Source organism: Populibacterium corticicola (assembly GCF_042683685.1).
Classification (GTDB): Bacteria; Actinomycetota; Actinomycetes; order Actinomycetales; family Cellulomonadaceae; genus Timonella; species Timonella corticicola.
In genome coordinates, this window is the sequence record NZ_JBHUOP010000003.1 from 524,678 (window position 1) to 544,874 (window position 20,197).

At 57.1% G+C, this 20,197-nt stretch carries 9 protein-coding genes; 6 read left to right on the top strand and 3 right to left on the bottom strand.

Annotated elements, in window-relative coordinates; genetic code table 11:
* Positions 1 to 213 precede the first annotated feature (213 nt).
* On the top strand, positions 214 to 5,520 hold the full coding sequence (locus ACFSYH_RS09230; RefSeq protein ID WP_377466622.1) for an SdrD B-like domain-containing protein: 5,307 nt from the start codon (positions 214 to 216) through the stop codon (positions 5,518 to 5,520).
* 873 nt (positions 5,521 to 6,393) lie between these two features.
* Positions 6,394 to 9,654 carry a hypothetical protein gene (locus ACFSYH_RS09235; protein WP_377466623.1) on the top strand — a complete coding sequence of 1,087 codons (3,261 nt, stop codon included), beginning with the start codon at positions 6,394 to 6,396 and terminating at the stop codon, positions 9,652 to 9,654.
* Between the two features lie 254 nt (positions 9,655 to 9,908).
* Here ACFSYH_RS09235 and ACFSYH_RS09240 read toward each other — a convergent pair whose 3' ends face one another.
* Together ACFSYH_RS09240 and ACFSYH_RS09245 are read right to left on the bottom strand one after the other, a co-directional pair.
* Positions 9,909 to 11,012, bottom strand: coding sequence for a CAP domain-containing protein (locus tag ACFSYH_RS09240; RefSeq protein WP_377466624.1), 1,104 nt, complete (start codon positions 11,010 to 11,012; stop codon positions 9,909 to 9,911).
* A gap of 528 nt (positions 11,013 to 11,540) precedes the next feature.
* On the bottom strand, positions 11,541 to 12,416 hold the full coding sequence (locus ACFSYH_RS09245; RefSeq protein ID WP_377466625.1) for a LysR family transcriptional regulator: 876 nt from the start codon (positions 12,414 to 12,416) through the stop codon (positions 11,541 to 11,543).
* Between the two features lie 109 nt (positions 12,417 to 12,525).
* On the opposite strand from ACFSYH_RS09245, the gene ACFSYH_RS09250 reads away from it, so the two are divergent.
* The 4 genes from ACFSYH_RS09250 (at position 12,526) to ACFSYH_RS09265 (ending at position 19,412) form a co-directional block, all read left to right on the top strand.
* The gene (locus tag ACFSYH_RS09250) at positions 12,526 to 13,896 is read left to right on the top strand and encodes an MFS transporter (protein ID WP_377466626.1); all 1,371 of its coding nucleotides are present in this window, start codon (positions 12,526 to 12,528) and stop codon (positions 13,894 to 13,896) included.
* A gap of 313 nt (positions 13,897 to 14,209) precedes the next feature.
* Positions 14,210 to 16,111, top strand: coding sequence for a DUF4914 family protein (locus ACFSYH_RS09255; RefSeq protein WP_377466627.1), 1,902 nt, complete (start codon positions 14,210 to 14,212; stop codon positions 16,109 to 16,111).
* Positions 16,112 to 16,307: 196 nt separating this feature from the next.
* Positions 16,308 to 16,628 carry a thioredoxin gene (gene trxA, locus ACFSYH_RS09260; protein ID WP_377466628.1) on the top strand — a complete coding sequence of 107 codons (321 nt, stop codon included), beginning with the start codon at positions 16,308 to 16,310 and terminating at the stop codon, positions 16,626 to 16,628.
* Between the two features lie 474 nt (positions 16,629 to 17,102).
* Positions 17,103 to 19,412 (top strand): hypothetical protein, encoded by a 2,310-nt coding sequence (locus ACFSYH_RS09265; protein ID WP_377466629.1) that lies wholly within the window; start codon positions 17,103 to 17,105, stop codon positions 19,410 to 19,412.
* A gap of 124 nt (positions 19,413 to 19,536) precedes the next feature.
* On the opposite strand, the gene ACFSYH_RS09270 is transcribed toward ACFSYH_RS09265, so the two are convergent.
* Positions 19,537 to 20,097, bottom strand: a complete 561-nt coding sequence (locus ACFSYH_RS09270) for a TetR/AcrR family transcriptional regulator (RefSeq protein WP_377466630.1) — start codon at positions 20,095 to 20,097, stop codon at positions 19,537 to 19,539.
* Positions 20,098 to 20,197 lie beyond the last annotated feature (100 nt).

The following is a 20,197-nucleotide window of genomic DNA, read 5'->3' on the forward strand; positions in this document are numbered from 1 at the left end:
CGATTTTTTGTGATATAAATCACTCGGGTGAACTCAATGTGGTTTATCTGTGAGAATGTGCGGTTTCTGCGTACGGGTGATCTACACCCCTCTTATATGACAGCCTGTCAGCGGCTATGTTCTTACATGGATGGTTCTATCCATTGACCACGTCAGCGCCCATTTTTTTTGAGGTTGTACCGAATGACTGCACACAGATTTAGGAGAGCGCTAGTGAGAGCGCTCTCAATGATTATGGCAACGCTGCTCGTTGTCATGGGCTTCCCTGCTGCGGCGTCCGCCGCCGAAGACGATGTCGCACCTGGAGTTTCGGTAGAGGCGCCAAATTTTGGTTCTCCCGATGAATCTGGACGTATTCACGTTGAGGAGGGAAAGGAGTACGAGTTCGCTTTCGTCTACACTCCAGAAGAGTTTGATGACGACCATTCTCTCTACAGCCCGCTCAAGTTCGAGCTTAATTTGGACGGTGTCGGATCGGTAGACATACCCGATGCTGCACTGGTCGTTCCTGAAGCGAACCGGAACTCGATCGAAAAAATCGAGCGAGCAACAGATGGAGTCGGTATCCTCGTCTTCTTTAAAGAGGATATGAGTGCGTCCAACGAGCAGGAGAACTTCAAACTTAAGTTTACTCTCGACCTTAACGGTAGCGCGACCGGTGAAGGGAAAATCAGTTGGAGCGGAGCGACTGAGCCGACCACTCTGCTGATTATCGCCAAAGATGCAGAGCCAGTTGTTGTCAACCCTGGTTTCGATAAAGCGGTTAACATCCATCCTGTGCAGATCCCAACTCCTGCAGGGAAGGACGGAACTCTTAACCTCTCTTCCTACAACGGGCGTGTCGGCTACCGTCTTGTCACCGAAGTTGAGCAGGGCGGTACGATTACTCTTTCTGATCATGTCGACGTTGAGTGGCTCGGATTTGATACCGCTTCGATGAACCTTCAAGTCTCCTACGAGACGTGGGAAGGGATTAGCGAGGGATACGGTAAACGTACCCGCTATCCAGCCAACGCGAATGATTTCCTTCCTGCCTCCGCTTACACTCTAAGCATTGACTCTGATAAAAATGGTTTCACCCTTGTGGTGCCCGGTATCCCTGACGGTAGTCGTCTTGTTGTTACCTACCAAGCAGACATCATTGATGCCCCGGCATTCCTCGCGGAAACACAGTCCGCGCATGATGCGGTTTACGGACCTGCCGGTTCCAGGAAACACAACGCTGAATATAAGCTGCCAAAGGTCAATAACACGGCTGAGGCGTACCTTGGCGACACCAAGATTGACGATGACACTGAGTATGTTGAGTACCACGGGTACACGTACAACATGCCTGGGCCGGGTCAGGGACTTTTCTACAAGGAAATCGACACCTCCGGTAATGAAAATTTTGGCCCACGCAGAGATTTTAGTTTCAAAGACTTTGAAGCAGACCCATCCCGTAAGCTGATCCAGAGTGAGACTGTAACCTATCGTTTGCGTGCGGACCTAAGGGTATTTACGGCCTCTGAAGCCCAGATCGCCGGCGGGATTGACGACAACTACAACCTGAACGCAGATGTCATCATCACAGATGTGCTTCCAATAGGGCAGACCTGGGGTGATATTACTGCAACGGTTAATGGCAGCCCACAAAATCTGACGGCGTACACAGGCTCAGGCAACCCTACTAGCCGCGGCGAATACAAGATTGACGGTCAAAACCTGATCATCAATATCGGGCGGAGCAACGCTGATAACTGGACTATCCTCGCGTCGGCACAACTTTCGACTTTCACTAGTAGTGGCGTGGACGCGCGCAATGGACGTCCAGCACTTCCTGCGCGGGATGCTGAGACGAACTACCACAACTACTCCTCCGTGAACACGGCAAAGTTTGAGTTCAAAACGGTGGGTAATGACGGTGCGCCAACTCGAAGTGCGGACGTTGTTGCCAAGTGGCGAGGCGACACCACTCAGGGAATCACCGACTCGTCGGTCTTCACAAAGACGACCGACAGCTTCGCCGAAGCGACTCCTGGCCAGCCCTTAGAGATTGATTACACCATTACGGTGAAGGCAAACTCTACCAACGATGACAAGATCCTCGCGTCCAAGACGGAGATCATCGATCTTGTTGATGAGTCCGTTTTTGACCTTGGCAACAATCTTGAGAACGTCAAGATCGAAGGAACCTACGGTACTAGGGCCCTCGGCCAAAACGCATTCGCACTTGAGCGAGTTGCGAACGCTGACGGTCAAGGCACCCCAGGGATTTCTATCAAGCCAGCGCAGCCATTCCTCGATGCAATCGGGGACCTCGGTGAGGAAGAAACTCTCACGATCAAGTTGACGCTGACTACCTTCCCAATTGAAGGCCGTCAGGTACTGGAAATTGAGAATCGTGCGCTCTACCGTGGTGAACGAGCAATTGACGGGGACTACCTTGCCGGAGCATCTATGAAGGGCTCATCTCTCGGTAACGGTATCCAAGTCTACAAAGAGGTGTATGACCCTACTACCGGAGAGTTCACAGACAGCCTGCGGGTCAAGCACACTGCAGGAAATCCAGATGACGGCACTTTTGACGATGGCAAGTTCACCTATCGAATAGCCCTCGTTGTGCCTCGCTCGTGGGATACTCGTATGCGTGACATCGTCGATGCACTGGATGCGGCCGGACTAGATTTTGACGGGTTCGTCAATGACCCGGAAGCGACAGTCGTAACGACAGCCCCGAAGTCCCTTGGTCGTAACATCACCGTCAGTATCGACGACGGAGACATCCGAATCCACTCTAGTTCCGTAACTGGTGGCTCTGGGGATTCCTCCGACGTGTACTCGTTCCTTTACCGAGCTGAGGTTAGGGATTGGGAGAACTTGACTGATGTCCCGGTAGTTAACAAGGTCGGGAAATCGACCGTCACCATCACAAAGACAAATGAATACCCTCTGAACTTGGCCAAGGTGGATTCGTCTAAAATCGGTATGGACCCAGAAGATCCAGCGTTCGACGAAACGATTACGGATCTGGAGGCTCGTTTCGAGGTGCGAGATTCTGCTGGCGCACTACTCTTTGATGACATCTATGTCGTAGATGGAAAGCTAGTGCGGCCGCTCCAAGGTGAACTGCCGAATGCGCAGTCCTATCGTGCAGTTCTAGTACCTAACCCCGGAACCTACGCAGTTAAAGAGATCAAGGCTCCGGCTGGATTCTTCTTGAACAAAACCGAGTATCCCGTAACTGTCGCAGTGAATGGAGCAACGGCACTTGTCGAGATTCCGAACGATCCGATGAACGCCGGTACTGTCTCCCTTGCGAAGGTCGTTGATGGTGTTCCATCCGCGCTTGCAGACGGAACAGAGTTCACGTTCAGTTGGGTTGCCGAGATACCTGACGCAGAAGACTACGACGACGTCATGAAGAGTGGATCCATTGTAGTAGAAGCGAACGGAAGCCCCGTGGCGATTAACCATGAGTTCCCTCCAGGAACTAAGGTTACCTTCTCGGAAACCGGTACGCCTGAGACGGCTTTTGCAGGTCATCGATTTGCAGGAGTCACCTATGCGGGCGCCAATGAAGCGACAGTTCTTGCGAACACCGACGTCAACATTACGGCAACGAACACTTACACCCCGTATGTTTCGGTTGGGGACCTCGTGTGGATCGACACGGACCGCAACGGCCTGCAGGACGGTGGCGAGCCAGGTATCCCTGGTGTCAAGCTGATCCTGACTGATGGTGCTGGAAATGCTGTTACTGACGTTGATGGTAACGCGGTAAAACCAGCAGTTACTGATGAGAACGGAAACTACACGTTCGAGAAACTTCCGGTACTGACCAACGGTGAACGATACATCGTCAAGATTGACCGCGATGATGCCGACACCGAAGACGCTCTGGCGCTATATCACCCGACCGCGGAGGGCGCAGATAACGGATCGGGTGAGTTCGACTCATCCACTTGGGAATCGGTAGCAACGCATGTTGGTCTGACCCAGGGCGGCGATCGTAATCCGACCTTGGACTTTGGATTTGTCCGAAATAAAGTTCGTATCGGTGACTTTGTCTGGGTGGATGAAAATCGCGACGGCCTCCAGGACACGGGCGAGCCAGGCATTGAAGGTGTCAAGCTCATTGTTACCCTCGTGGACGAAGACGGTGAACCAGTCCTCGACGACGATGGCAAGCCAGTGGTGGTCAAGGATGTCTACGGGAACACCGTGGCTCCACAGGTCACCGACACGGACGGCAAGTACCTGTTCGAGGACCTGCCAGCCCTCAACACCGGAACCCAGTACAAGGTAACGATCGACACCACGGATGCGGGAACCAAGAAGGCTCTCGAACCATACGTGCCGACCATTCCGGGTGCCGGCAACGATGAAGGCAACGACTCGTCGACAAGCAGTGAGGTTGCGCCGTGGCGCGGCCTCCAGGAAGACGGAGCCGAAAACCTGACTCTCGACTTCGGATTTGTCACCCCGTCCTTCGCTATCGGTGACATCGTCTGGATTGACAGCAACCGCGACGGAATCCAGGGTGCAGATGAGAAGCCACTCGCTGGCGTAACCGTCACCCTGCTCGACGCGGCAACGGGCGAGCCTGTGACCGTGGACATCGCTGGTAACGACATCAAACCAATCGTGACCGGTAAGGACGGCAAGTACCTGTTCGACAACCTGCCTGCAGGAACGTACAAGGTACAGTTCGAACTCACCGAGGAACAGGGCAAGACCTACAAGTTCACGTCCAACGTTCCGGGTGCGAACTCGACTGACAACTCCGATGGAGTAGTCACCAAGAACCCACTGGTGGCTGTCACCAAGGACATCGTGCTAGACCGCACCAACGGTGCACTCGATACTGAATACGATGCTAAATTCATCGCGACCCAGGGCGTAGACCCTACGTGGGACGCAGGCGTTGTACTCAAGAGCGTATCCGTGGGTGACTACGTCTGGTTCGACGAGAACGGCAACGGCAAGCAGGACAAGAACGAGAAGGGCATCGGTGATGTCAAGCTCGTACTGACCGACAAGAACGGAAAGCCAGTCAAGGACATCTTCGGCAACGAGGTGCCTGCTGTGTGGACCGACAAGGACGGTAAGTACACGTTCGACAACCTGCCTCCGCTTGAACCTGGTCAGGAATACCGCGTCAAGATTGACCGCAAGGACGCCAAAACCAAGAAGGCGTTGGAGAAGTACCTGCCAACGCTTGAAAACCAAGGCGACCCAGCGTTTGACTCCTCCACGTGGATAGCGATCGCAACGTCCGAGGGCCTTACCGAAGACGGCGACCGCAACGACACCCTCGACTTCGGATTTATCCTCGATCCGAAGTGGGCTGACACAGGCGATGATGGACACGAACGTGAGCCAAACAAGAAGCCTGACCAGTCAACCGATGGCGAGAACAACGAACGCGAGGAACTGGAGCAAACCGGCTTCGGAGGCGTTCCAGTGATTGTTTTCTCAACGTTGCTACTAGCGCTTGGTGGAGCGTTCCTTGCAATCCGCCGCCGTCACACGGTTTGACGGTGATCCACAGTTAGAGAGCGACTAACTGTATCGGAGCCGTGCACAGGTGATCCTGTGCGCGGCTCCGCCATTTCTAAGCCGTGCCCGCACTTGTGGCCGTGTGTGTCGGATAGATGCCGGCTATCGCACTAGTGTGAGGACATAGAGGCGCCCAGCAGATCATGCTGGGCGCCTCTATGTGCTCTCCACTCATCGCGTCTAGGAACCTGCCGATAGCGATTCAAAATGTGGGAGCGTGACCATTCAACCAGTATTCGATATGCCATCGGGTGAAAAAATCTGACATTCCGTCAAACGGTTTGCGGGTGAATTTAATTCACCTTTCCTAGAGGCTTGGAATAATGAATGAATACTCATGTGAGTGAATGCTTTATTGCCTCGGGAAATGGGAGCGATCCCATCTCACCTGTCTTTGGCGTGTTGGCTAATCAGAGCCTCGTTGTCCCTGCGCGAAACGATCCCTGCACCACGTCAGGGCAGCTTTCATGCGGATCGCGGCAGCGCATGGTGAGTGTGTAACGAGCCGATTGCTACGCGAAAATCGGGTGAAAGTACAAAAACTGCGTGACGTATAAATGCGACTGTAGAGACGTAAAAGACAGTCAATCGACTGTATTTTTTTGGTTGAGCGAGGTACTTTTTACACACTTGGTAAGTTCCCAAATGTGCAATAACCCTTCGGTACAGGAAATGCTTTTTGGTGGACTTGGGGCTAGACGGTTCTGACCGTCGCCGGGTGGTGCGTGTTTCGCTCGCACGCACTACCCGGAGCCCAGCCAAGACAGACACATCACCCCCGATCCTGCACGCACATTTCAGAGACTGAGCACTCAGGCAACTGAAACGCGTGTGAACAATGGAGTACACGTCATGCAACGCACTCAAGGTTTCCGCCTTCTTAAACGGTTACTCGCCGCCGGATTGGCATCACTTCTCGTGCTGTCTGGTGCCGTTACCGCCCAAGCTGCTAGCGGTTCCGTCTCCGGAATCGATGTCAACATTAACTACCGCACAAACCCCGACGGCAGTCTGGTTGAAGGCGAACAGCACACTATCAACCTGTACTACGCAACCGCACCCACTGCAGGGTTCGATGAGGTGCTTGAGCCGGGCACAGTGTTCACTATTGAACTACCCGCAGGCGTGGATGTAGCCGACGCAGAACTAACAAAGGCTCTGGAGAAAAACCAGTTGGTGGAAACTCTAGACCGCAACGGCAACAAGATCACCATCGTGTTCAAAGACAGCTTCAAGGGACTTGAGGCCATCACAAACGGTGCGATCAACTTCAAGTTCTCCGTAGAAAACGTCGAAGTATCTGAAGAGGTTGTCCACCACTGGCAGATCAATGGTGAAGAAACCGAGTACACCGTTGTGCTCAAAGAACCAGGCGATGAGTTCATCGACGAGATCATCAGCGACAGCGCAAAAACTGGGCCGAACGCTCTGGACCTCACGTCTGTTGTCTCCTACAACAAGGAAACCGGAGAATACACTCTTAACCGTGATGCGCTTGCGCGCCAGGAAATCAACTACACGCTGATACTGGACACCCCTAACGCGCTAACCAACGTTCGGATTGAAGACACGGTAGATAACCGTCTGGTGTACGTGCCAGGGTCGCTCAAGATCACTCAGACCAGCTGGGACGCTCAAGGACGTAACAAGAAGACCGTTGCGGTCCCAACCCCAGATGATATCGAAGAATCAACTACCGGGTTTGGTTTCAATCTTTCAGTTCCGCTCAACTCCAAAACAAAAATCACGTACTCCGCCAAGATCTCTGAAGCACAAGTTGATGCTCTGTGGAGTGAACTCCGTACTCAAATCGCAGCAGCGAGCCCCGGCGCTAAAGTGAAGGTAACAGTGGACAACACTGCCGTAATTGGCGGACGTGCCCACGAGAAGAGCGTTGACCTTACCTACACGGTTCCTGCAGCATCACCAGACCCAGGCCCCGTTGCGCCCACCGGCATGTTCAACAAAACCAGCAACCTCAACCGTGCCCTTACGGCGCGTAACGAAGACGGCACGCTGGCACAACCTCTAGACATCACGTACACCCTGACGGCAGACCTCACCAAGTATGCGGCTGCTGATGACAAGTTCAAGCCAACTCAAAACGTGGTTATCGTTGACACCCTGCCAGAAGGTGTTCAGTGGCAGACTGGCACGGAATTCATCGCGGTCACCGGCTCCGGACCGATAACTGAGCTCCAACCTGTGGCGGGCCTAACCGACGTTACCGCCAACTCATTTGCGGACAACTCGTACGTAGGCAAGTACTTTGTTGACGGCAAAAACCTGTACATCAACGTTGGCCGCGACTACACAACCAAGGTACAGATCGCCGCTAAGGCACAGATCCTCGCAACCATCGGTAGCGGTTCAGTTCCAGACGCAACCTTCCCAGAGCTGGCTGACCGGTACTGGAAGGTGGTGAATACCGCAGACTTCCACACCGGATTGAACAGCACCAAGAAGCAAACAACCAGTTACCCATACACGGCGCGTGATCGTGACCCAGAAGGTGAAGACAACGAGAAGTACTTCGCTAAGGGAATGCACTCACAAGACATCACCGTTAACCCCGGGGCATCAACCAGCGAGAAAGTAGTTTACAACGTTCCGGTCACGTTCACCGTTGACGGCGTCCAACTGCACGACGCAAGAATCGTAGACTACATCGATCATTCGTTCTTCAACGTCACCGCGCAGAACGTAAGCGACATCAAAATCACTGGTACTTATGATGGCACCGCCGTTACAGAAGAAAACTTCACGGTAGGACTTGATGACGCACGCAATCTAGTCATCACACCAAACGCAGAAAACTGGCCACACGACACGTCGAACAAGAAACTGAAGATCGAAATCGTGCTTCAGACCCTGCCGCTAGACCCACGCCGCACGGCCGAAGTCACCAACCGGGCAACAATCTTTGGACAAGACAACGAGATCTTGTACCGTAGTGAAACCACGGCCCGTGCCTCGAACGCAGGTTCTGAAGCTGAGGTCCGCAAGAGTGTTGAAAACGGTCGCGGAGGCTGGGGCGACAACCTGATCCTCAAGTATGACACCGACGGTAATCTACTTGATGCTGATGGAACTATCTGCGATTCAGATGACACCGCCCAAGACTGCGGAACGTTCATGTACAAGATTGAAGTTATCGGCCACGATGGGTACAGCGGGCCAGTTGCGCAAGTCAGTGACAAACTCCCCGCCGAACTAGAATTCTTGAGTTTCGCAAACGCTGATGGTTTTGTGCTTGACGGCGACACAGTTGACGCTGACAACGGCTTACAAGCACGCGTGGACAGGGAAAACTCCACCGTATTCATTGAGTACAAGCCAGGCGTGACGCGTTTTGCCGAAGGTGTCCCTGGTGATGGCGAGCGTGTATCCGCAGTTATTTTCAAGGTACGGATCAAAGCTGACGCAGATATCAAGATGAACACGCCGATTTGGAATGTCGCCCTTGCTGGAGACAAACCAGTATCCGAGGTGCCAGTAACCCCGTCAGCGGACTACCCACTGTTTATGAACAAGGTAGACGGTGATGATGCTTCGACTGTTATCTCCGACGCTAACGCTCGTTTCACTATTGTTGGACCACTTCCTTCAACCGATGTGATCACTGAAAGTGCCTACGTGCTGAACGGTGAGATCGTGATTGATGTCGATGGTGAACCGACTGCCGTTACCGTTGCAGATCACGGTTTCTACAACGTTACTGAAGTTGTGGCACCAAAGGGCTATCAGCTCCCAAGCAAGGTGTTTGAGGTGTATGTGCCTGAAACCGGTATGGCGCAGCCTGCTGTTCTGCAGAACTTCAAGGAGCCTACCCCGGACCCGGAGAAGCCTGTTCCAACCCCGGACCCGGAGAAGCCAACTCCGACGCCCGATCCTGAGGAACCATTTGTTGAGGTTGATAGTGACTCAAAAGACGGTTCAGACACTGAGAAGCCGGTTGTTGAGGTTGATAGTGACTCAGAGGAAACTGCAGATTCTGAAGTTCTGAGTCAAACGGGAACGAACGCTGGGCATCTCGCGCTCGGTGCTCTCATCACCGTTTTGCTCGGTGCATTGTTCCTCGGGCTCGCCCGTCGGCGACCACGCGAAGGATAGACGTTCAGTGTGGTGTGACCCCTGATGAGGTCACACCACACTGACTCAGGGGCAGAGCCCCACCCCCAATGGTGGCGGGAGAATCCACATGGATTCTGCCGCCACTGCCGTTGATCGAACTCTGCGACTGAACACTCAAACTCCGCTGGGACGAAATCGGTCCGGGTGCATGGTTTTATACCGTGCACCCGGACCAATTTCGCCCCAGCGAGTAGCGGGCAATAGATCAGAGGATAGCGACCGTCAAAAACCCACTACTTGACGGTGACCGTGATGGTCTTCGACTTCGCTGAGGTGTTCTTGGCCTTGGCCGGGACAAATACGCGGTACTTGTAGGTGCCCTTTGTCGCAGGAGCCTTCACCTTGATGGTGTGCGTGCCCTTCTTCAAGGACGCGACGTTGACCCACTTCTTGCCGTTGTGGCGCTGCAGCTTGGCCGCGTGTGACACCTTCACGCTCTTCCAGGTGATTGTCTTGGAAGGCTTGACGAAGTTGACCTGTGCGAAACCGGTGACCTTTGCCTTGGTTTTGGCTGTGACCTTTACGGTGGGCGATGTCGCAGCCTTACGCTGACCACTCTTGGGGATGTGGATGCGGTACTTCGAAGAGGTGCCGGCTGTGGCTCCAGCCTTGATCTTGATGGTGTGCGTGCCCTTCTTCAAGGACGCGACGTTGACCCACTTCTTGCCGTTGTGGCGTTGCAGCTTGGCCGCGTGCGACACCTTCACGCTCTTCCAGGTCACGGTCGACTTGGGAGTGACCGTGACGTTTTTGGTGAAGCCGGTGACCTTTGCAGCACTCGCAGGATAGGTTGCAAAGATTTGGGTGCCCCAGTGCTGACCCTTGTCGTCGATGTACACGCCGATGCCGACGTGGGTGTAGGTGGAGGCGAGGATGTTCGCACGGTGTCCATCGGATTTCATCCACTGGTAGTACAGGGCGATTCCGGTGTTGTTGCTGGCTGCACTGTTGTATGCGACGTTCTCTCCGAGTGTGCGCCAGCCGGAGGGAACCTGTGTTGTCAGGTTCGTGTTGTGCCGCAAGGTGGCGTTGCCGGCCATCTTCTTTGCCCATGCCCGGGCGACCTTGTTGAGGTCAGCGTTGCGCTCAAGCGTGGAGACGCCTGCTCGTTTGCGGTCCTTGTTGAGCGTGGTGAAGATGGCGCTTTCGGACGTTGTGTCGGTGGCGGAACGCGCCTTGGTGAGTTTCGGATACGTGAGTGAATTGAGTTTCTTACTGTATTCCGTCTTCAGCGACGAACTGGTTGCCTTGGTCGTGTTCGCCGCTTGCGCTGGAGCAGCGACGACTCCTGTCACCACGAGTCCAGCGGTCAGCGCGACCGCGAGTAGCTTCTTCAAGTTTTCCCCCTGCGTGGAGACACTCTGCGATTACAGATCGTTAGGGTGTTGTCCCTGCTCGCCGGGGGTTGTGTGGTGACCCGATGTGCTGTGACGCTCTGTTATCGGCAAGTATCTTCACAAAATAAACATTGTTTTACTGCCGAATTAAATATTTCACATAGAAAAAAGGTGTCAACCGCAACTTGGCATTGAAAGCCTGGGGCCAAGGTCCTTATTGGCGACGAGTCGGCAGGGCCATGTGGCTCACCTCCGCAGGTCGGAGGTCAAGTTGGGGGAGCTGTCGGAAACGGCGTGTTTCCGGGAAATCCGATCATTTTGTGGGATGTGACACGTGAGCGTTCGGTCACAGTTGCTCAAGTTTTGGCCGCATCGAGCCGTCGCGTATCGAAAGGTGGATATTGGCTGAGCCTCGCTTGGTCTGAGCAGGCTTGGGTCAATCTTCTAGGCGAAATCAGTTGTTTACCCACGAACTCAGCCTGCTCCGGCATGATCTCGTGGGTAAAAGGCTGAGTTCGATGCGCGGAGTTAGGTGAAGAGCGTTCGGGCTACCTCGACGAACCGCGCAGCGGCGGTGGTGAGGGTCCGTTCGGCCGAGGTGACAAGTACAAGATCGCGCACTGCATCCTTGTGGGCGAATGGAATCAGTGTCACCTCGTGGCGGTAGGCGCGGCTCGGAACGATTGTGATGCCCAGTCCGGCGGCAACGAGGCCGAGTACGGTACTGATCTCCTGCCCTTCAAAGGTGACGCGCGGACTTATGCCCCAGCGGCGAAGCAATGCATCCGTGGTGCGGCGCAGGCCTAATCCATGCCGGGTTGCAATAAGGTCTTGATCTGCGATGTCGTGACTGTGAATAGTTGACTTGGCTGCCAGTGGGTGGCTGTTGGGGACTGCGAGCACGAGTTGTTCCTGCATGAGGATCTGGCTTTCAAGGCGCATTGAATCTGGAATGATCGCGATGAATGCGGCATCCACTTTGCCTGCTTCGAGGGCCTCAAGACATTCGCTGCGTGATCCCTGTGTAAGCGTGAAGTCCACCTGCGGATGTTCGGGAACGAAGGCGCTGATTGCCTGTGGGACCACATGCTCACCCAGCGAGTGTTGGAATGCCAGGCGTACCGACCCGCGAACCTCTGAGCGTAGGTCGTTGAGGGTGTTATCAAGGTTGGTGAGCGTGGCCTTGGCGGCCTCGCCCAGCCTAATTGCGTCCTTCGTGGGGCGAACCTCCCGGCCATGCCGCTGTTTAAGCGTGAGCCCGGTGATCTCTTCTGCGCGTGCGAGCGAGCGGCTTACCTGGGGTTGGGGGACTGCGAGTATCTCGGCCGCCCCGGTGACCTGCCCCATTTCGGCGAAGGCTGCCAAGATCGGCAGATGTGGAAGGAGGGCCTGAAGATCATCCATATGAAAAGTGTATGGATAATCAAATTAAATATCTATTAGTGCTATGCAAATGAACTGCGTACCGTGAATTGGGAAACCTCCACCGCATCGGAAGGAACCCAGAGTCACCGTGACCCAGCCATCCGGGTATACAGCCGAATCCACCCAATACCGCCGACTCGTCGCCAGTCTATTTCTCGGCGGAACTGCCGTGTTCGCGCAACTTTATGCACCACAGGCAGTCCTCCCGCTCATCGGGCGCGATCTCGGTCTCACTGCTGGCCAAGCCGGGCTTGTGGTGTCCGTGGGAACCATCGGCCTGGCCCTCGGCGTGATCCCGTGGGCAGGTCTGTCTGGACGCTATGGGCGGGTCAACACGATGCGTGCCGCAATCCTCGCTGGAACTGGGCTGACTCTCTTAAGTTGCTTCGCAACCACCCTGCCTCTGCTGCTTGCGGCGCGGTTCGTTGCGGGCTTCGCCATCGGAGCTGTTCCAGCCCTAGCCCTGTCATACCTCAATGCCGAAGTGCGCCGTGATGCCGCCGCACGCGGGGCGGGAGTGTTCATCGCAGGCAACTCGATAGGTGGCCTACTGGGACGGATACTTGCCGGAGTGGCCGCAGGCCACTGGGGGTGGCAGGGTGGAATGCTCGCGGTATCGCTTCTATCAGCAGCCGCTGCCGTGGGATTCGTGATGCTTGTGCAGCCTGATGCCTGCCCTGACAGTGAGTGCGACCATGTGCGCACAAAAGTGACCAAAGGAGAGGGTCGCATTCATTCGCCGGTGGTCGCGTTCAGTGGACCCAAACGCTATCTGGCCCTCCTGAGCGACCCGATGCAGCGACGAATCTATCTGATCGGGTTTTTGTTGATGGGGGCGTTTGTGACCGTCTACAACTACCTCGGATACAGACTTCAGGCAGCGCCCTTCAATCTCCCGTCCTCGATGACCTCGTTCCTGTTCGTGGGTCTGCTTGCGGGTACTGTGGCGTCAGTCTTAACTGGTGGACTTGTCATCAGACATGGGCGAAAAGCCGTGATCGCAGTTTCCGGAGGTGTCCTTGCTGTGGGTGTGGCGGTCACGCTTATTCCACAGATGTGGGCACAGGTCTGTGGACTCGTGCTCGTGACCCTTGGGTTCTTTGGCGGGCAGTCCGTCGCGTCTGGCTGGGCGTCGGCAGGGCCGATGGCGGGTCGAACCCAAGCTGGCGCGCTCTACACGCTTGCCTACTACGCGGGTGGCTCGCTCGTGGGGTGGTGCGGGGGAGAAGTGCTTGAGCGCTCAGGCTGGTTGGGGCTTGTCATCATGGTGGCGGCACTCGGAGTGGCAGTCGCCGGTGCCGCCACGATGCCCCTATTACCTGCGAAAATACGTTCCTCTCTGATGGCTGTCGCACGCGACACGCCGGCCCGACATGACGTGGCCACCCCAAGGGTGAGGACAAAACGTCAGAAAAGTCTGGCCGAAAGTCCCAGCGGAACATGGGTAAAGAACTATTAAGGTCAACGTCAAAGGTGTTTAAGGAGGCGCTGTCTCGCGACAGCACGAGACGCGACTCAGCCAGTGGCATCCGTTACCCACAAGGAAAGGGATGCCACTGGTTTCCTGCTGCCAGGCGCACAACACGCGCTGCACCACGAGGAATGCAGCAGTGGCCAGCACGGCACACTTCGCACGGTGGATATCATGCTGTGCACAAAGAATGCCAGCAGACGGAAAACACCCGAGCAAGATGTATCAAACACCATCGCGATGAACTGCCAACCGACTCGCCGCACACGCACCCGGGGTTGGCCTGCCTGAGGAGAACCACATGTTGGAACAACTGAACGGTGTCATCCTGCCACCCGCCGTGGCGGATGCGCTCAAAAAGGCCCCAAAGATCATCACCCCGGCCACGCGCGCCGAACTCTACGAAATGTCTTTGGGTCCAAACGGCGCGAACACCTTTGAGGTGACGTACCCGATTGCAGGTCACGGCACCGTGAAGGAAGCGGACGTGGTCCGCTGCAAAAACGGCATCGCCGTCAACTATCCCGAGGACTACATGCGTCGCCGCGACCCCGACTGCATGCGTATCGCGGATGACCGCCCAACCGACAAGCCGCGCTTCTTTGACGTGTACGGCAAGAGCTTCGACCCGATCAAGCAGGAGACACTCGACTGGCTGTCCACTCAAGAGCTCATCGTGGTGCCGTTCAAGGCCGGTGGCCTGACCTACGGTTCCGCCTCTCTCGCGATCGTGCCAGCCAACACCGCTTTCTTCGCCACGGCACTCGTGGACCTGCAGGGCTGGACCACCTTTGAGGAACTCGGTGAATTCGCACCACGTTCCATCCTGTACGCGGCACCGCCGTTCCGTCACACCCATTTTGAGGGCCGCCAGGTTGTGGTCCACGACCGCACCGAAGAACTACACGAGATCTTCGCGTACAACCTCTACCCAGGGCCAAGCGCCAAGAAGGGCGTGTTCTCCGCGCTGCTCGACATCGGTGAGACCGAAGGTTGGTTGACCGCTCACGCCAGTTCCGTGCGCGTGACCACACCATACGACAACGAGACCATCATCATGCACGAGGGCGCCTCTGGCGGTGGAAAGTCCGAGATGTGCCAGGACATCCGCCGCCAAGACGATGGACGTATCCTGCTCGGCACCAACGTGGTCACCGAGGAACCGTACGTCATCACGCTCAACGAGTCCTCGAAGCTCGCACCTGTCACCGATGACATGACCCTGTGTCACAAGGACATCCAAAACGAATCCGGCAAACTGGTGGTCGCCGACGCCGAGGACGGCTGGTTCGTCCGTGTGGACAACATGAAGGAATACGGCGAGGACCCACACTTCGAGCGGGCCTGCATCCACCCGGACACCCCACTGGTGTTCTTCAACATCCAGGGCACCCCGAACGCGACCGCCCTACCGTGGGAGCACACCCCAGACTCGAACGGTAAGCCCTGCCCGAACCCACGCGTTGTCATCCCACGCGCGATGATGAAGGACGTCATCAACGAGCCAATGGAGATTGACGTACGCACCTTCGGTGTCCGCCAGCCAGCGTGTACCCGCAACAACCCGAGCTACGGAATCATGGGCATGATGCACGTGGTCCCACCTGCACTCGCGTGGTTGTGGCGGTTGATCGCACCACGCGGCGACAAGAACCCGTCGATCGGCGAAACCAAGGACGAGAAGAAGACCATCAAGTCCGGCGGCATGGTCTCCGAGGGCGTCGGCTCGTACTGGCCGTTCAGCACCGGAACCAAGGTTGCGGCCGCGAACCTGCTGCTCAAGCAGATCATGGACTCTCCGAACACCCGCTACGTGTTGACCCCAAACCAGCACATCGGCGCGTACAAGGTGGGATTCACCGCAGAGTGGCTGACCCGTGAATACCTGGCCCGCCGTGGCGGCGGCAAGATCAAGCGGGATCAACTCACTCCGGCTCGTTGCCCACTGATGGGTTATGCGCTCAAGGAGGTCAAGATCGACGGCCAGTTGATCCGCCCGACCTTCCTGCAGCCCGAGAACCAGAGTCAGGTCGGCGTCGAGGCCTATGATTCAGGCGCGAAGATCGTGACCGACTTCTTCAAGTCCGAACTCCAGCAGTTCCTGACCGATGACCTTGACCCGCTGGGCCGCGAGATCATCGAGGTGTGCCTGCGCGACGGTTCCATCGAAGAGTACGAGGCGTTGACGCCGCTCATGGCGTGATGCCGGTCTTGATGTAGCCGGCATCCTGTTCTGGGTAAGAGGAGAGCGGTCCCGCACTGGGTAGTTGCGGGGCCGCGTTTCTGTGTCCATTTCCTCCGTGCCCATTTTCGACGAGTCGGGCAGTTCAGCCTGCACATCCCGACCCAGCCGGGCTGAGTTGGGGAAGGAGGAGGGGAAGTAAGGGTATAAAGGGGTTGTGTCGATTCTTGAGGTAACCCGGGACAACCACCGCGAGGCCATCCCGGACAGGGGAGTCGTGGTACTGGATTTCTGGGCACCCTGGTGCATGCCCTGCGCACAGTTCGCGCCGATCTTTGAACGTACCGCGGCTCGCCACGAGGGCGTCCACTTTGCCAAGGTCAACACCGACGAGAACCAGGATTTGGCCCGGGCCTTCGGAGTGCAGTCGATTCCCACGGTTGTGATTCTGCGCGACGGCAAGGCCGCATATCACCGCGCAGGCGTTCTGACTGGCCGTGCACTTGACGCCGTGATCAGGACAGTCGCCGCTCCATAGCGCCTGTATCAGTAGGTGCTACCCGAACTTCGCTATCCGAGCACCTGAGATAGCGGGTGAAGGAGCGGGTGAAATTCTTCCCAGGATGCTGGCTCTTCAGATTCTCACCCGCTGCATGACCCCTTGGTTGACGCTGGAGAGACAAGGATTCATCTGGGAACATACCCCTCTAACCGCCGTTCAGGATCGTATGAGGAACGAGCGGGAGAGAACCGCCCATGATCGGACCGTCTTATCCCAGTGGGGCCAGGCTCTTCCCCAGGTCCCCTGAGAGGGGCACAATAGCAACTACTCACCGGAAAAACGCTTGTCATGAGCGGATATTCTTGGTGGAACCGCCACATCACATGCCCAGCCTCTCATCGGATTCATCTCCGGTATGCGTTGGGCCTATACGACGGGCCGCCTCTGAGCACTGAGAAGCCCGTCGCCCCGCCCCCACACGTCCATGAACACTGAAACAGAGATGGACACATGTATGACCTGACACCCGTGCTCGATGCAGACATCGGCACGCCTTCAAACTGGACCATTCCCGCGCGCGAGGCAGCCGTGCGCGCACTTGTGCATGCAGTCGAAGAATCCTCGCTCCACTACGTCGTGGGACCCTACGGCGTCGGCAAGAGCCTGCACATACGCGCTGCCATCAGTGAACTCGCCGGCCAGGGACGTTTTGCCCAGGTGTTTCCGGCGACGTCTGGGCTTGCTCCCCAAGAACTCGAACGGGCGCTGCGCAGAGCGCACAGGGGAAACCGCCTACTCGTCGGTCTCGACAAACCAATGCACCTACGACCAACAGAGCTCAGCCTGCTTGTCGAAAAGGCTCGCGAGGATGCGTGCGTCGTGTTCGTTGAGTGCACCTCCCGTGAGCGGCTTGCGGAACCGCTGCTGCGACTTGGCCTGGAGATCGGCGCGAAGACCCACACCATAGAGCCTCTTACCGAGACCGAGGTGCTCGACTTCCTCACCGCCGGGCTGGGAGCGCCCGTGGTCTTGGAGAGCGTACATCTCCTGTGGTACCGCACGGGAGGAAATCAGGAGCTCATCGCGCGCTGGGTGTCTGAGTTGCTTGCGGCCGGTAGGCTCTCCAAAGGGCATTACGCTTGGTATTGGCCTGGCTGGGATGCGCCAACCCCGTCGGTTGTCCAATACGTTCGCGAAAAGTATGAGCGGCTCAGTTGGACGAAGCAACAACTGATGGCGCACCTCACGATCGCGGGTTCGATTCCGCACGATGATCTGGTGCATCTGGGCCATGAGGCGGATCTGACGTACCTTTGGGGGTGCGGCCTCATCAAATATCAGGAGAGCCCCGGGCTCCCCGTGAGCGTGCGCCTGTCTGCGCCGGCGTGGGGCGATGTGATCCGAGGGTTGCTCCCACGAGGGCGGCGCCAGGAGATCTTCTCTGAGACTCGAAGGCCGAGTGCGGACCAGCACGATCACGTCGCTGCCCTGAGTTGGGCCAGAACCGCACTCGAGGACGGCCATCCGATGACTGACAGCGAGTTGCTTGTCGCGATCAAGGCCGCCTCTGCGATGCGCCGTTGGCACCTCATCGAGGACTTCGTGGCCGTCCGGTTGCCACACACGATGCCCCCGCATGAACTGATCGCGCAGGATGCTGAACGTGACCATGCCTCGCGCGCGGCACGAATCTCCATGCTCGTCGAACGGGCCATGGCCTATCAGCGACAGTCCAAGTTCCAGGCGGCCCTTGCCGACTTGCATCTTGCTCGCGAACTTGTGGCGCTCGATCCTGCGAGTCTCTCCGGACTCGTTGAGGAGATCCTGCTGGTTGAAAGTGCGATTCTGCGCTGGCTACCTGACGGAGAACGGGAACGCGCTGACACCGCCGACGGCTCCACGGCTGATGTCCGACCTCCGCTGTTCCCTGCCCCCGGCACAGATCTTGCCGCCTATCTGGTCGAGTTGGAACAACTTCTCGAGCACGATGACGGTTATTCACAGGGGACGTTGTCGGTGTTGCCGCAGGTGATCTACCTGCTTGGGCTGTCGGGTCAATTGGGGCAGGCCAGACGGTTGTGTGAGCATGCGCTCGAAGCCAGTTCACTCCAGGCGGCCCAGCCCACACACTCCTGGATCACCGCGGATATCGTGTCCGCCTGGTTCACGGTTTCCCTGTGGTCTGGAGGTCTTGCGTCCGGGATGGGCATCAAAGACGTCGAGAAGATGGCGCGGTTGTTTGACTCCGCGGCCTTGCACACCAGCCTCGGTCGAGTGTGCGCGGCCGCAGGGCAGTGGGAGAACGCCTGGCGTCAGTACAGCGGGGCGCTGGAACGCTACAGGGTGACAGACCCGTTTGGACAACGGAAACTCGCGCTCGCCGGGTATGCTCAGGCCCTTGCGGCGCTGGGACGGATCGCTGAGGCGGTCGAGGCAATCGACGAATATGATCGAACGCCGTACCTGAACGTCGCAGCTCTCGCGTCTGATACGGACTATCTCGTGTTGATGGCCAGTTATGCGGTGGGATCGCCTGACTTTCCTGCGCGGCTTGAGGACTTCATGCGTGCCGCGCAGAGGGATGAACACTGGTTCAGCATGCTCCGTGGCGCGCACCTCGGGGTGGTTGTCTCCTCGGGGGCCACGCAGCGAGCCTATCTCCGGGTGCTTGAACAGGCCGCGGGGTCTGTGGAGTCCGACGTGGGCAAACCCTATATCCTCGACGCGTGGGCGCTCGTGTCCGGCACGCCGACGGAGGTCGCGAGAACGCGCTCTGCCCTGGCGCAACGCGGGGTGTGGGTTCCTGGCCCGCAGGTATAGCAGGTGAGAGACCTCGCTCGTGGTGGTCCACGGCCTTCGGGCCGTGCTGATGGACGACGATTCCCTCCTCCCAGCCCTGCCGTGCGCTGGGAGCGGATCCAGGGAATGGGATCGGGCGCGTTGGCTAGTGCGCCGCAGGTGTGAGTATCGAGCGGAGCACGAGAATGCGGGCGCGTTCGACCCGGTCGCGGTATTGGGGTTCGTTGTAGGTGGCGGTGACACCTTCGAACATTGCCCAACTGACCAGGAAATCACGCGCTGTGACATCGGGGTAGATGCGTCCTGCGTCAATGGCAGCACGGACGGGGGAGTGAAGTGATTCCTCAAGACGGGTGGAATGCTGCGAGAGCTCTGTGAGCAGAGGTGACTGTGAGGACATGACCACCTGCGACAGACCTGGCGTTGCACGTTGGATGTCGAGGGTTTCGCGTAGTGCCCGTTCTGCCGCCAATTCAGGTGCGCTGGGGTCCTGGGCGATTGCGACGAGGTGGTCGATCCGCTGCTCGAACAGGGCGACGATGAGGGCGGTGCGGTCCTCGAAGTGGCGATAGAGCGTTCCGCGCCCCACCCCGGCTGCCTCCGCGATGTGCTGCAGGGGAGCGTGCGCACCCTCCTGGCGGAAGACGGTTTCCGCGGCGGCGAGTAGTTTCTCGTGGTTTGCGCGGGCATCGGCTCTCTTGTTCACTCGTTTATCTTAGGCACCCGTATGGGCTTGTCTTGCCCTATCCGTTGGTGCAGTCCCTCCACCGACGCTGGCCTTGCTACTGAACGTGGGGGAGAGAAGG